12 protein-coding genes and 1 pseudogene are annotated in these 12927 nt (G+C 69.0%); 6 read left to right on the forward strand and 7 right to left on the reverse strand.

Annotated features, from left to right (window positions below):
• Positions 1–90: 90 nt before the first annotated feature.
• Positions 91–1239, reverse strand: a complete 1149-nt coding sequence (locus K6753_RS07380) for a GGDEF domain-containing protein (RefSeq protein ID WP_223675788.1) — start codon at positions 1237–1239, stop codon at positions 91–93.
• Positions 1240–1313: 74 nt separating this feature from the next.
• Positions 1314–1940, reverse strand: a complete 627-nt coding sequence (locus tag K6753_RS07385; protein WP_223675789.1) for a TMEM165/GDT1 family protein — start codon at positions 1938–1940, stop codon at positions 1314–1316.
• Positions 1941–2277: 337 nt separating this feature from the next.
• Here K6753_RS07385 and K6753_RS07390 point away from each other — a divergent pair, with 337 nt between their 5' ends.
• Together K6753_RS07390 and hemP are read left to right on the forward strand one after the other, a co-directional pair.
• Positions 2278–3243, forward strand: coding sequence for an aldo/keto reductase (locus K6753_RS07390; RefSeq protein WP_223675791.1), 966 nt, complete (start codon positions 2278–2280; stop codon positions 3241–3243).
• Positions 3244–3500: 257 nt separating this feature from the next.
• A complete protein-coding gene (gene hemP / locus K6753_RS07395) occupies positions 3501–3698 on the forward strand; it encodes a hemin uptake protein HemP (protein WP_223675793.1) in 198 nt (65 codons plus the stop codon).
• A 220-nt stretch (positions 3699–3918) separates the two neighbouring features.
• Here hemP and K6753_RS07400 read toward each other — a convergent pair whose 3' ends face one another.
• The 3 genes from K6753_RS07400 to K6753_RS07410 form a co-directional block, all read right to left on the reverse strand.
• The gene (locus K6753_RS07400) at positions 3919–5019 is read right to left on the reverse strand and encodes a PDZ domain-containing protein (protein WP_223675794.1); all 1101 of its coding nucleotides are present in this window, start codon (positions 5017–5019) and stop codon (positions 3919–3921) included.
• A gap of 79 nt (positions 5020–5098) precedes the next feature.
• On the reverse strand, positions 5099–5914 hold the full coding sequence (locus tag K6753_RS07405) for a hypothetical protein (protein ID WP_223675796.1): 816 nt from the start codon (positions 5912–5914) through the stop codon (positions 5099–5101).
• Complete coding sequence (locus tag K6753_RS07410; protein ID WP_223675798.1) at positions 5907–6515, reverse strand: RNA polymerase sigma factor; 609 nt, start codon at positions 6513–6515, stop codon at positions 5907–5909. The genes K6753_RS07405 and K6753_RS07410 overlap by 8 nt, the downstream gene beginning before the upstream one ends.
• Positions 6516–6603: 88 nt before the next feature.
• Here K6753_RS07410 and K6753_RS07415 point away from each other — a divergent pair, with 88 nt between their 5' ends.
• From K6753_RS07415 to gcvH, 4 genes are all read left to right on the forward strand, one after another.
• Entirely contained in the window at positions 6604–7572 is a 969-nt protein-coding gene (locus tag K6753_RS07415; protein ID WP_223675800.1) for an SPFH domain-containing protein, read from the forward strand.
• A 3-nt stretch (positions 7573–7575) separates the two neighbouring features.
• Positions 7576–8025: an NfeD family protein gene (locus K6753_RS07420; protein WP_223675802.1), complete on the forward strand. Its 450-nt coding sequence runs from the start codon at positions 7576–7578 to the stop codon at positions 8023–8025.
• A gap of 111 nt (positions 8026–8136) precedes the next feature.
• Positions 8137–9255 (forward strand): glycine cleavage system aminomethyltransferase GcvT, encoded by a 1119-nt coding sequence (gene gcvT, locus K6753_RS07425; RefSeq protein ID WP_223675804.1) that lies wholly within the window; start codon positions 8137–8139, stop codon positions 9253–9255.
• A 73-nt stretch (positions 9256–9328) separates the two neighbouring features.
• A complete protein-coding gene (gene gcvH / locus K6753_RS07430; RefSeq protein ID WP_223675806.1) occupies positions 9329–9724 on the forward strand; it encodes a glycine cleavage system protein GcvH in 396 nt (131 codons plus the stop codon).
• A gap of 885 nt (positions 9725–10609) precedes the next feature.
• Here the strand turns inward: gcvH and K6753_RS14830 are convergent.
• Both K6753_RS14830 and K6753_RS07440 read right to left on the reverse strand, forming a co-directional pair.
• Positions 10610–11098 (reverse strand): annotated as a pseudogene (locus K6753_RS14830) (hypothetical protein); the annotation flags it as partial.
• Between the two features lie 409 nt (positions 11099–11507).
• Complete coding sequence (locus K6753_RS07440) at positions 11508–12896, reverse strand: serine hydrolase domain-containing protein (RefSeq protein WP_223675810.1); 1389 nt, start codon at positions 12894–12896, stop codon at positions 11508–11510.
• Between the last annotated feature and the right edge of the window lie 31 nt (positions 12897–12927).

Consider the following 12927-nt stretch of genomic DNA (forward strand, 5'->3'; position numbering starts at 1 on the left):
CCGGCAAATCAGGCCTGGGCCTGCAAAAATATCGGCGCAGCCTAGTGCCGTGGCGCCCGCGCAGCAAGCAGGACTGGGCGGTTCACGTGTTCAGGTTTCCCTCGCCACGACGCGGTCGCGGCCTTCGCGCTTGGCCGTCTGCAGGCGCCGGTCGGCGTTACGCAGCAGAGCCGACAGGTCGTGGCCATCGTTGGGGTAGCCGACAATGCCGGCGCTGAAGGTCAGGTGCACCGGGTCGGCACCGCGTTCGGGTTCGAAGGGTGCCGCCGACACCAGCCGGCGCAGCGCATCGACCCGCTCCCACGCGGTGCCCACCGGCTTGCGCAGGACCAGCACGAACTCCTCGCCGCGCAACCGCACCAGCCACTCGCGCTCGTCGGTGATCCGCGTGATCGTGCCGACTACGTGGCGCAGCGCGCGGTCGCCGGCGCGATGGCCGATCTCGTCGTTGATCCGGCGGAAGTGGTCCATGTTGAGCAGCGCCAGGGTCAGGCTGCCGCCCTCGTGCTCGACCGCGTCCACCAGGTGCGGCATGCGGTGCAGCAGCCAGGTCCGGTTGGGCAGGCCGGTCAGACCGTCGGTACCGGACATCTCGACCAGCCGCTGCAGGCGGTAGACCACCATCGCGGTGATGACGGTAACGATGGCCAGCAGGATCAGGCGTTGCACCTGGTTGCCGACGGTGGGGGTGCCGTAGTCGCTGGAGATCAGGCGTTCGGGTGAGTCCGCGCCCAGCAGCAGCACGGCGACGATCACGCCGTATTGCACCAGCGCCAGACCACCCGCGAACAGCGTGGTGCGGCCGTCATTGCGCAGCGCGGTCAGCAGGATGGCCAGCACGTAGCCGCACCACACCACCACGCTGTTGAGGCCAGCCGGCAGGTGGTGGTTGGCCAGCATCAGCAGGATCAGGCTGGTGGCGGTGACATCGAACGCCGCGGTGGCGAACGGCAGCCACAGAAAGCGGCGACGCCGGCGCGCCAGCACCAGCCAGGTCTGCGCGAACAGGTTGATGAACACCACGCCGGCCAGGCCGATCAGCGTCTCGTCGATCGAACCGCCGCCCAGCGCGTTGGACAGCGGAAGCAACAGCAGCAGGCCGGCAATGACCGCGCGCAGTCGCGCCACCAGCAGTTCGCCGCCGGCGCCGACCTCCAGCATGATCTCGTCGGGCCGCGCCAGCAGCGCCGCCACGACCTCGCCCGGCGTGCGCCGGTGTGCCTGCCTCTCGCCGAGCATCCGCCCCCTCCCGCGTGACCGCGCAGAGAGTAGCGCAGCCACGCCGCCGGGGTTCGACGTCCAGCCCACGCGCATCAGCCCGCGCCGTTGAGCGCCACCCAGACCGCCAGCGCCATGAACACCGCTGCTGCCACCCGGCGCGCGGCCTTCAGCGGCAGGCGCCGGGCGAACCGGCTGCCCAGCATCACCACCGGCACGTTGGCCAGCAGCATGCCCACGGTGGTGCCGGCCACGACTTCCCACAGCGGTTCGTACCGGGTGGCGAGCAGCACCGTGGCCACCTGCGTCTTGTCGCCAATCTCGGCCAGGAAGAACGCAATGAGCGTGGCGACGAACGCGCCGCGCGCGGGCAGCGTCTCACCGTCGTCGAGCGTGTCGGGCTTGAGCGACCACAGCGCGACCGCGGCGAAGCTGGCCGCCACCAGCCACTTCAGTACGTCCGGCTGCAGCCAGGCCGCGACCCACGCGCCGAGCCAAGCAGCCAGTGCATGGTTGAGCAGGGTGGCGATGAGGATGCCGGCGATGATCGCGCCGGGTCGGCGGAAGCGGGCGGCCAGCAAGAGTGCGAGCAGTTGCGTCTTGTCGCCGATCTCCGCCAGCGCGACCACGCCGGTGGACACCAGTGCGGCGGCCATGGGCCAGGAGTCGACCGGTGCGAAGAAGGTGGCGTCGAATACGCCGGTACCTGCGATGGGGTGCATCGTGAAGCTCCGGGGGCCAGGCAGTCGCGTTGCACGCGAAGGCCGACGTCGCGCGGCCTGGCCCCGGCTTTCGCCAGTTGATCGCGCAACGCCTGCCTTCGGTCTTGCCCGGCGGGTGTCCGGCCATCTGGCCCGTGACACTTCCGCTCGCGCGCCATGGCCGGCCGGCCAAGTGTGTTGACGCACGGACCCGCATGAATCGACGCGGCCGGCAATGGGCCGGCACGCTGCGGGTGGGCTACTCCCCGGAGGAAGAGTGCGCGCATTGTAGCGGCGCCGGCGCGCCGGCGCAGCGCCTCGCTACACTCGCGCGCAACGTCACCAAGGAGTCCCGACCATGCAGTACCGCCGCCTCGGAGGCTCCGGCCTGCAACTCTCCGCCCTGTCGTTCGGCGCGTGGGTCACGTTCGGTTCGCAGATCGGCCGGTCGACGGCGCGCGAGCTCGTCGCCACCGCTTGGGACCACGGCATCAACTTCTTCGACAACGCCGAGGGTTACGCCAACGGCGAGGCCGAGCGGGTGATGGGCGACGTGATCGCCGACCTGCGCCTGCCGCGCGATGGCTTCTGCGTGTCCAGCAAGGTGATGTTCGGATCGGCCAGCGACCCGCGGCCCACCCAGAAGGGGCTGTCGCGCAAGCACGTGACCGACGCCTGCCACGCCGCCCTCAAGCGGCTGCGCGTGGAATGCCTGGACCTGTACTACTGCCACCGGCCCGACCCCGAGACGCCGGTCGCCGAAACCGTCTGGGCGATGGACGCGCTGATCCGGCAGGGCAAGGTGCTGTACTGGGGCACGTCGGAGTGGCCGGCGGCGTTGATCCGCGAGGCGCACAAGGTCGCCCGCGCACACCACCTGCATGCGCCGACCATGGAGCAGCCGCAGTACAACCTGCTGCACCGCGAGCGCGTCGAGCTCGAATACGCGCCGCTTTACGCCGAGCTCGGCCTCGGCACCACCACGTTCTCACCGCTCGCGTCGGGACTGCTGACCGGCAAGTACAACGAGGGCGTTCCGGACGATGCCCGGTTGGGACGGGAGGGCTGGCTGCAGCGGATCGTCTTCGGCAGCAGCGACGAGCGCCGGCTCGAGCGCGCGCAGGCGTTCACCGCGCTGGCCGCGGAGCTGGGTGCGCCACCGGCGACGCTGGCCATCGCCTGGTGCCTGCGCAACCCGCATGTCTCCTCGGTGATCCTCGGTGCCAGCCGGCCCGAACAGTTGCTGCAGAACCTGTCCGCGCTGGAGTGGATCGACCGGTTGGGCGAGGGCGACTGGCGCCGGCTCGAAGCGGCGGCGGAGTAGCCGGCGCACGACGCCGGCCTGTAGGAGCGGCTTCAGCCGCAATGCTCTTCCCTTGCAACTCAGGGTAGGAGCCCGGTGGCTTGCGACCCGCCGGGTGGCCGTACCGAACCCAGAGCGACCCACGTGTCCGTTATCGCGGCTGAAGCCGCTCCTACAGTAGGAAGTCTGTAGGAACCTGCCGGCAACAGATGGACTTGCGCGGCGAATGAGAATCATTATCATAAACTGCGAGTCCAGACCGAGCCACGCCCATGTCCATGCGTCCGACCCTCCTGCTCCGGCACACCTCGGGCCGCGCCTCCCGCGTCCCGTCCCTGTCCACGATGCCGTCCTTGCCCGGGCAGGTCGACAGCGGCGCGCTGCTGCGCGGCAGCCGCGAGATCCTCATCCGCCACGGCGGTGAGACCTACCGCCTGCGCCACACCCGCAACGACAAGCTGATCCTGACGAAGTAATCGGACCGCGTTGCGCGGGCGTTCCACTGGAACCGGTGTCTCCAGGGATCCCGCCGGGCCTCCGGCGCCGGGCAAGGACGCCCATCCTCCTCCCATCGCGTGACTGCCAAGCCGCTCGCCGGGCGCGAAAAGCGTCGATGTCGTGGCGATGCGATATCACCCCCGCCAGGCAGGGGTGATGTGTGGAATCAGCACGCTGCCATCCGGTGCAGAGGAGAGGTCAGATCATGCCCACGGGTGACGGCGGGGCAGGTGGCGGGGGTGCGTCGGGCGCCGCCGGCGGCGGCGGCGCGTCCGGTGCGGTGGGCCTGGGTGGCTGAGGCGGCCTGGGCGGGCGCGGCGGCGGCGGTGGAGCAGCGGGCAGCGCGAGTGCGCGGACCGCTTCGGGCACGGTGATGCGGGCGCTGGCTTCGCGGCGGTCGCGAAGGTAGTCGATCTCGACCTGGCTGCCGGCGGCCTTGCCGCGTAGCGCGGCCATCGCATCGCGCGGAGTCGCCACCGCCGTGCCGTCGACCCGGCGGATCACGTCACCCGGTTGCAGGCCGTGGAGTTCGGGGCCGCTGCTGAGCACCAGCACCCCGCGGTCGGTGCCGAAGTAACGGCCCAGCTGTGGATCGACGGAGGCGAGGTTAAGACCGCTCCAGCGGAACGCCTCCCACACCATCGGTGCACGGCAATCGTCGCCTTCGCAGGGCTCGGACAGCCGGATGATCTCCTGGCGGATCTGGGGTGCCACCGCCGCGTGCGCGGCTTCGACCGCCCGGCGTACCTGCGCATGGTCGAACTCGAATTCGAACTCTTTTCCTTCGCCGTGGAACATCGCCAGCGGCGCGCTCAATCGTGGCGTGACGCTGACGCGTGCGCTCTTGCCGTCGCGTTCGTACCCAACCTGCACGGCGCGGTCGACCGAGAGCCCCGACAGCGCGTCGCGCGCGGAGGCCACGCGCTGGTCGGCATCGGCGCCGGCCACGGCCTGACCGTCGATGCTGACCACGCGATCGCCGGTGCGCAGGCCGGCGTCGGCGGCCGCGCTGCCCGGCGTTACGGCGGCCAGGCGCACCCCGCGGGTGTCATCGGCCGACAGCACCACCCCAAGCACCGGCCGACGTTCAAGCCGATGCTCCATCACGCGCTTCATCTCCAGCTGCGTTTCGCCCGACAGCTTGGCGACGCGACGCGCGGCGCGCTCGAGTTCCTCGCGCGCGAGCTGGAGTTCGCGCTCGTCGGCCGGCGGCGCCGGGGTGTCGGCCTGGGCGACGCCGCCCAGCGCAGCGGCAAGGGCAGCGGCAAGCAACGTGGCGTGGATGCGGGGACGGTTCATATGCAGCTCCGGGTGGAAGTGACTTGCGGTTTGTTGAAGGAGAAAGAAGTGGAATGCGGAGCGCTGGGGCCGCCGTGCATCAGTGCACCTGCACCAGCGCGGTGTCGTAGGCCCGTCCTTCGGCCGCAAACCAGCGTTCGGTGGTCTCCAGCCCGGTCAGGTCGCGCAGCGTGTCCACGCGCGCGTCCCACAGGGCGAGGCGTTCGTCGTCGTCGATGGCGTCGCTCGCCAGCACGCTGTCGATCTGCGACAGGCGCGACTGCAGTTGCGCGGCCAGCATGGCGCCCGTGCCGGACCCGACGCGGTCGTCGTGTGCCATCGCGAGCAGTGCCTCTAGCCTTGCCGACTCCTGCTGGATTTCTGCCAGCCGCAGCTGTGGCCGGGTGTCGGCCACGGTGTCTGGATCGACCTGATCTTTGACTAGTGAGGACACCGGCGTGCGGTCCGCCAAGGACGGCGCCGGGGTCGGCTCGACGGATGCGACGCGCGCTTGTGGCTGAGGCTCGGATCCGGCGATGTCGCGTTCGACAGCGGCGATTGCCGGAGCCGCTTCCGCTTCCTCCACTGCCGCTGCCGACGGCGGCGTCGAAACGCGCGCCACGGATTGCGTCGCGGGCAGGGTCGGAGATGGTGACGGCGCGGTGTCGGGCACGGCGTCCATCAGCGCGAGGGGCACTGCGGCCGCAAGCGCCAGGCTGGCCGCGGTGGCCAGCCACACGGGCCACTTCGCGCGCGATGCGGACCCGGGTTGGGTTGAGCCGGGCCGGGCCGGCAGGTGCGCGGCAATCCGGTCCCAGCCTCCAGGTAGCGGCTCGGCCTGCGGCAATGCCGCGAAGGCGGCCGACCAGTCGGCCGGTGCATCGGTATGGTCGCGGGGGCGATCGGCGTCAGGCATGTGCGTGTCCTCCGGCCCGCACGTCGGCGGGCTCGAGCAACTGGCGCAGGCGGCGGCTGCCGCGCGCGAGCTGCGATTTGGAAAAGCTGGCCGTGCGGTTCATCAGCGCGGCAATCTCGTCATGGGTGTAACCCTCGGCGTGGTACAGCCACAGCACGCTCCGGGTGGTGTCGGGCAGCGCGTCCAGCGCGCGCTGCAGCTGCGCGGAATCGGCGGCCGCGGGCGGCGGCGGCGCGTGGTCTTCCAGCCACTCGTCGTTTTCCAGCGCGACGTCGCGCTCGTGCTTGCGGCGGGCGCGCAGCCGCATTAGCGATTCGTTGACCGCGATCTGCCGAAGCCAGCCCCAGAACGGCGCCTGACCCGCGCCATTGCCGCCGCGGAAATCGCCGATCCGGTCGAAGGCCTTGAGCATGGTGTCCTGCAGTACGTCGGCCGCCTCCTCGCGCGCGCCGCCCTGGCTGCCCAGCATCCTCAGCGCCAGGTTGAACACCGGGCGCTCGAAACGCCGGTACAGCTGCTCGAACGCACCGCGCTCGCCGGCCCGCACGCGGGCAAGCAGGGTGTCGGGCACGTCGATGGCGAAGCTTGAAGTGGGCGGCATCTTGATCGTCCAGATGCGGGCGGGCGGGAAACCGTCGCAGCCACCCGGCCAGCCTATACTCCGGCGATCAACCGGGGAGGTTTACTCAATGGAAATGGGGTCGGTTCTGGCGCTGGTGCTGCTGTTCGCGGGCATCGTGCTGCTATTCAAGACGGTGCGCGTGGTGCCGCAGGGCTACGAATGGACGGTCGAGCGGTTCGGCAAGTACACCCACACGATGCAGCCGGGCCTGCACTTCCTGGTGCCGGTGATCTACGGCGTGGGCCGCAAGATCAACGTCATGGAGCAGGTGCTGGACGTGCCCAGCCAGGACGTGATCACCAAGGACAACGCGGTGGTGAAGGTCGACGGCGTGGTGTTCTTCCACGTGCTGGATGCGGCCAAGGCCGCCTATGAAGTCCACAACCTGGAGCTGGCGACGATCGCGCTGGTCCAGACCAACATCCGCACCGTGATCGGTTCGATGGACCTGGACGAATCGCTGTCCAACCGCGAGGCCATCAACGCGCAGCTGCTGGGCGTGGTCGACCAGGCCACCAACCCGTGGGGCATCAAGGTCAACCGCATCGAGATCCGTGACATCCAGCCGCCGCGCGACCTGGTGGACTCGATGGCGCGCCAGATGAAGGCCGAGCGTGACCGTCGCGCCGTGATCCTGGAGGCCGAAGGCCACCGCCAGTCGGAGATCCTGCGCGCCGAAGGCGAGAAGCAGGCGGCGATCCTTGAAGCCGAGGGCGAGAAGGAGGCCGCCTACCGCGAGGCCGAGGCCCGCGAGCGCCTGGCCGAAGCCGAGGCCAACGCGACGCGGATGGTGTCGGACGCGATCTCGGCCGGCAACGTGCAGGCGATCAATTACTTCGTCGCGCAGAAATACATCGAGGCGTTCAAGGCCCTGGCCGAGGCGCCGAACCAGAAGTTCGTGATGATGCCGATGGAGTCGGCCGGCGTGATCGGCTCGCTCGGCGGTATCGCCGAGCTGGCCAAGCAGGCGCTGGACCTACCGCAGGGTGGCAACGCGCCGCGTCCGCCCGCGCAGCCGCCGCGCATGGGGGGCTGAGCCATGCAGTGGGACTGGCAGGCGGTGACGTGGGGAGCAGTGGCGCTGCTGCTGTTCGCGGCCGAGGCGCTGGCACCCGGCGCGTTCATGCTGTGGCTGGGCATCGCCGCGGCCGTGGTGTTCGTGATGGTGCTGGCGATGCCGGGGCTGTCGGTACTGGTTCAGATCACCGCGTTCGTGATCCTCAGCTTCGTTTCCATCCAGGTCTACCGCACGTGGTTTCGCGGCCGCGGGCACGAGCGCCAGAGCGACCGCCCCGACCTCAACCGCCGGGGCCAGCAGCTGGTCGGCTGGGTCGGGCCGCTGGAGCGCGCCATCGTGGATGGGCGCGGCCGGGTCAAGATCGGCGACGCCTTCTATGACGTGGCCGGCCCGGACATGCCGGTGGGCACGGTGGTGCGCGTGGTCTTCATCGACGGGATGACGCTGCGGGTGGAGCCGGCGCACGGCTGACCGGTAGACCCGGGGTGCCGGGTCGGTCGAGCGACCATGCGCATGCGTAGCGTCGAACGAGCGCCGCGGCATCTGGGATAATCGCCGGCCCCACGCATCCAAGGCCGGCCGATGACCCGCAAGACCATCCTCAACGACAGCCACCGCGCGCTCGGCGCCAAGATGGTCGACTTCGGCGGCTGGGACATGCCGATCCACTACGGCTCGCAGATCGAGGAGCACCACCAGGTGCGCCGCGACGCCGGCATGTTCGACGTCAGCCACATGACCGTGGTGGATCTGAAGGGCGCGCGCGTCCGCGAATTCCTCCGCTACCTGCTGGCCAATTCGGTCGACAAGCTCAAGAAGCCGGGCAAGGCGCTGTACACCTGCATGCTCAACGAGGGCGGCGGGGTCATCGACGACCTGATCGTCTACTTCATGGATGAGGCGTTCTTCCGCCTGGTGGTCAACGCCGCCACGCGCGAGAAGGACCTGGAGTGGATCACGGAGCAGGCCAAGACGTTCGACGTCACCGTCACCGAGCGGCCCGACTTCGGCATGGTTGCGGTCCAGGGCCCGGCCGCGCGCGAGAAGGTCATCGGCCTGCTGCGCGAGGCCGACCGCGAGCGCATCGGCAAGCTCGGCAAGTTCGTGGCCGCCGAGGCCAAGCTCGAGGACGGCACCGACCTGTTCATCGCGCGCACCGGCTACACCGGCGAGGACGGCTTCGAGATCGTCGTGGCCGAGGACAGGACGGTCGCACTCTGGGACGTGCTGCTGGGCGCGGGCGTCAAGCCGGCCGGCCTGGGCGCCCGCGACACGCTGCGCCTGGAGGCCGGCATGAACCTCTATGGCCAGGACATGGACGACACCGTGTCGCCGTACGAGGCCGCGCTCGCCTGGACGGTCGCGCTGGACGAGGGCCGCGACTTCATCGGCCGCGACGTTCTGGAACAGCAGAAGGCCAGCGGCGCGCCGCGCCAGATGGTCGCGCTGGTCATGGATGAGAAGGGCGTACTGCGCCACGGCCAGAAGGTGCTGACCCCGCACGGCGAGGGCGAGATCCTGTCGGGCACGTTCTCGCCGACGCTGTCCAAGGCGATCGCCTTTGCGCGCGTGCCGGCTGGCGACCTGCCGCCGGGCAGCGACGGCGTGCGCGTCGACATCCGCGGCCGCGAAGTGCCGGTGCGCGTGGTGCGGTTCCCGTTCGTCCGCGATGGCCAGCCGCAGGAAGGCGTGCTGGCCTGACCCGCCCCCGCCCCCGCGCCCGTTACACTTGCCGCCACCTTTCCCACAGACCCGCACAGCACGGAGCAGCCCCATGAGTGAGATCCCCGGCGACCTGAAGTTCATGAAGTCCCACGAGTGGGCTCGCGTCGAAGGCGACGGCAAGGTGACCGTCGGCATTTCCGACCACGCCCAGGGCCTGCTCGGTGACCTCGTGTACGTGGAGCTGCCGAACGTCGGCGACCGCGTCGAGGCCGGCAACGCCTGTGCGGTGGTGGAGTCGGTCAAGGCCGCCTCTGACGTGTACGCGCCCGTCAGCGGCACCGTCACCGAGGTCAACGCGGCACTCGCCGACAAGCCCGAGACGATCAACGAGGACGCCTACGGCGAAGGGTGGTTGTTCACCCTGGATATCGAGGAGCCCGACCAGCTCAAGGAACTGCTCGGCCCGGACGACTATGCCGAACTGCTCGAGGAAGACGACCACTGAGTTCGTGCTTCCGGATTGATCCCCGACCGGCCGCCCAGTGCGGCCGGTTTTTTTTTTGGGTAGTGCCGGTCGATGCAAACGCGGGTGTGGTGCGTGCAATGAGGCGTGCATCGCTCCGTCGGTTACGCGCGCCGGCGTCGATCGGCCGCGCCCGATGCCTGCGCAATTTTCGCGCAAAACCGCTTGTGCGCCGCGAAAACCGGCGTGCATGTCTGTATCGGCGACTCCCGCGTTGGGTATCCCGACGGGGAAGTTGCCCACCACCGGGGTGGCGAAAAAATAGCCAGCCGATAATGTGGTCAATAATTGTCCAACGCTCTACAGACATTGGAAATAAAGGCCCGTAGCGTTTCCTGTGTTTGCGAAGTGTCCATGCGCCGGGTAATGAAAAACGCACGCGTGGTGCAACGGGCGGGATGCCCGCTTGCGGGTGCGGGACAGGCGCCAGGAAAAAGTCACGCTTGCTTGTTGACACCCAGAAAAGCCGTGATTAGGTTTCGCGCAGCAGACGGATCCCGCGGAAGCGAGTGATACAAGACAACGCGACAACGCGCGGTACGAAATCGAACTCCGCCCGGACATTCAAAACGGTGGACGTGGGCGTTCTGCCCCCTTCGAAAAAGTCCGCCAGCGTCCGGCAGGTCGCGATGGCATCGACGCCCACCGTTCTGCACGATTTCCAATTCCAGACCCGGTTCGCCCATGAGGCGGTCCGGGTTTTTGTTTGCCGCACCGCCCGCTGGGCCGGTGCCGCCACGCCGCATGCGGCGTGGGCACGATCCGCTCCGACGCACCTTTATGCGTCGGCGGTTGGCTGCGGGCTTGCCCGCGGCAATGGTTGTACTGGGCCGTACACCCCGATAGACCACTGACGAGGAGCCATCCCATGGCCATGAAGAAAGCTGCGAAGAAGAAACCCGCCGCCAAGAAGGCGACGAAGAAGGCAGGTGCCAAGAAGGTCGCGAAGAAGTCCGCAGCCAAGAAGGCGACCGCCAAGAAGGCCACCGCCAAGAAGTCCGTGAAGAAGGCCGCCAAGAAGGTTGCCAAGCGTCCGGCCAAGAAGACGGCAAAGAAAGCGGTGAAGAAGACCACCCGCAAGACCGCCGCCAAGAAGGCGACCAAGAAGTCTGCTGCCAAGAAGACGGTGAAGAAGACCGCCAAGCGTCCGGCCAAGAAGGCCGCCGCCAAGAAGACGGTGAAGAAGGCTTCCGCCAAGAAGACCGCCAAGAAGACCGCCAAGCGTCCGGCCAAGAAGGCCGCCGCCAAGAAGACGGTGAAGAAGGCTGCTGCCAAGAAGACCGCCAAGCGTCCGGCCAAGAAGGCCGCCGCCAAGAAGACGGTGAAGAAGGCTGCTGCCAAGAAGCCGGCCCGCAAGGCCGCCAAGCGTCCGTCCAAGAAGGCGGCGCCGACCGCGATGCCGGCCACCCCGGCACCGATGATCTAAGCAAGACCCGATAACGGAACTGCTGTCATCCAGCCCCCTTCCCGCAGCCCAGGCGGGGAGGGGGTTTTTTATGGGCGGATGGATGTCGCCGGCGGCGAGTACCAGCAGTCGGCCAGACACCAACGGAGGCCAGCACTCCGTAAAAGAATGGCGCAGGGAACTGGATTGGTCGGCGTGCTATGGCAACCAAGCAGCCGCTGAGGCTGCTCGAGCCATGCCTATGCCGAGAGCTGCCCGGAGCGCGCCGCCCGGGCAGGCGGACTTGTGTTGGTGTCCGACGTCGCGCGCGGCGATCATTCAAGCGGCTGCTCGCCGCTATCTCCCCACTCGGTGCGGACCTTACTCCGGCGAAGCGGTCGCGCGGCTGGCGTTGCTGCCCGGGTTCTCGCCGGGGCCGTTGTCGTAGTTGGACTGCACGTACAACGTGGCTTCTTCGAAGTCGACATCCAGCCACCGGTCGCCCGAGGGGACGCCGATCGCCTTGTCGAGGATGGTCGGCAGCAGGCCGGCCGGGACCGCACTCTCGCCATTCCACAGCACGGCCACGCCGAAGCCGCGCTCGGGCAGCATCGCGATCGCGCCGCGATACCCCTGCACCGCGCCGCCGTGGTAGACCAGCTGGTGGCCGGAATAGTCGTAGACGCGCCAGCCCAGGCCGTACCCGGCGCTGCTCAGGCGTTCGCGGCGCCACGCGGCACTGCGCATCTCACCCGGCGTCTGCACCAGTGGCGAATGCAGCGTGGCCAGCAGCGGTGCCGGCAACACGTCCGGGCGGTAGCCGGTCTGCGCGATCAACCACTGCGCCATGTCGCTGGCACTGGCATTGACGCCGGCAGCCGGTGCCACTTCGTAGTACGTGGGCTTGGGCGTCACCGACACCCAGCCACCGCGTGTGCGCACATGCGGCCGCGCCCAGCTCGGACTGGCCTGGATCCCTTCCAGGCCGAGGCTGGCGTCGTTCATGCCAAGCGGCTTGAAGATGCGGCGCTGCACGGCCTGCGAGTAGAACGTGCCGGTGGCGGCGAACGCGACGTCACCGATCAGGCTGAAGGCGATGTTCTGGTACCCGTAGCACGTGCCGGGCTGGCAGCTCAGCGGCGCATTGGCCAGGCGACGGGTCAGGGTGCGGTAGTCGACGTACTGCTCGAGGTCGCGGTCCAGGCTGTGGTGCCGCAGGCCGACGCGGTGGCTGAGCACGTCGGCGACGGTGATGCGGTCGGCGGCAGACGGGTCGCGCAGGCGGAAGTCGGGCAGGTACTGCGTGAGCTTGCTGTCCCAGCGAATGGAGCCATCGTTGACCAGGAGGCCGGCCAGCGTACCGGCGAAGCCCTTCGACAGCGACGCCAAGCGGAACACGGTATGCGCATCGACCGGCTCGGCCGCCTGCACGTCGGTGATGCCGTAGCCGCGGGCGGACAGTACGCGGCCGTTGTAGACGATCGCCATCGCCATGCCCGGCACGCGCTGGTCGGCGACCAGTTGCTGGGCGGCCGCCTCAAAGAAGCGCGGATCGAAGTCTTCGGCCAGCGGAATTTCGGGCTGCTTGACCGGGGCGGGCGCCGCGGGCGGCGCGGCATCCAGCGAGGTGGCCGACACCGTCGCCACCGTCGATGCATCGGCACCGGCGCCCGGTGTCTGCGCGGTGGATCCGAGGGTCAGGGTCAGGAGCAGAGTCGTCGCGCCAACACGCCAGTACGCGCGTTGCCGACGGGTCGCGTCGTCTTTCATGGGCTGCAAGGCCTGCGTATGCTGGACTCGC

This window comes from Novilysobacter selenitireducens (assembly GCF_020026895.1).
GTDB classification, from domain to species: Bacteria; Pseudomonadota; Gammaproteobacteria; order Xanthomonadales; family Xanthomonadaceae; genus Lysobacter_C; species Lysobacter_C selenitireducens.

Excerpts from the sequence above, each read along its gene's own strand:
- K6753_RS07400 (WP_223675794.1), bottom strand. The coding sequence starts at position 5,019 with ATGAACCGTCCCCGCATCCACGCCACGTTGCTTGCCGCTGCCCTTGCC.
- K6753_RS07415 (WP_223675800.1), top strand. The coding sequence starts at position 6,604 with ATGGAAATGGGGTCGGTTCTGGCGCTGGTGCTGCTGTTCGCGGGCATC.
- K6753_RS07420 (WP_223675802.1), top strand. The coding sequence starts at position 7,576 with ATGCAGTGGGACTGGCAGGCGGTGACGTGGGGAGCAGTGGCGCTGCTG.
- K6753_RS07410 (WP_223675798.1), bottom strand. The coding sequence starts at position 6,515 with ATGCCGCCCACTTCAAGCTTCGCCATCGACGTGCCCGACACCCTGCTT.
- K6753_RS07385 (WP_223675789.1), bottom strand. The coding sequence starts at position 1,940 with ATGCACCCCATCGCAGGTACCGGCGTATTCGACGCCACCTTCTTCGCA.
- K6753_RS07405 (WP_223675796.1), bottom strand. The coding sequence starts at position 5,914 with ATGCCTGACGCCGATCGCCCCCGCGACCATACCGATGCACCGGCCGAC.
- gcvT (WP_223675804.1), top strand. The coding sequence starts at position 8,137 with ATGACCCGCAAGACCATCCTCAACGACAGCCACCGCGCGCTCGGCGCC.
- K6753_RS07390 (WP_223675791.1), top strand. The coding sequence starts at position 2,278 with ATGCAGTACCGCCGCCTCGGAGGCTCCGGCCTGCAACTCTCCGCCCTG.
- gcvH (WP_223675806.1), top strand. The coding sequence starts at position 9,329 with ATGAGTGAGATCCCCGGCGACCTGAAGTTCATGAAGTCCCACGAGTGG.
- hemP (WP_223675793.1), top strand. The coding sequence starts at position 3,501 with ATGCGTCCGACCCTCCTGCTCCGGCACACCTCGGGCCGCGCCTCCCGC.
- K6753_RS07440 (WP_223675810.1), bottom strand. The coding sequence starts at position 12,896 with ATGAAAGACGACGCGACCCGTCGGCAACGCGCGTACTGGCGTGTTGGC.
- K6753_RS07380 (WP_223675788.1), bottom strand. The coding sequence starts at position 1,239 with ATGCTCGGCGAGAGGCAGGCACACCGGCGCACGCCGGGCGAGGTCGTG.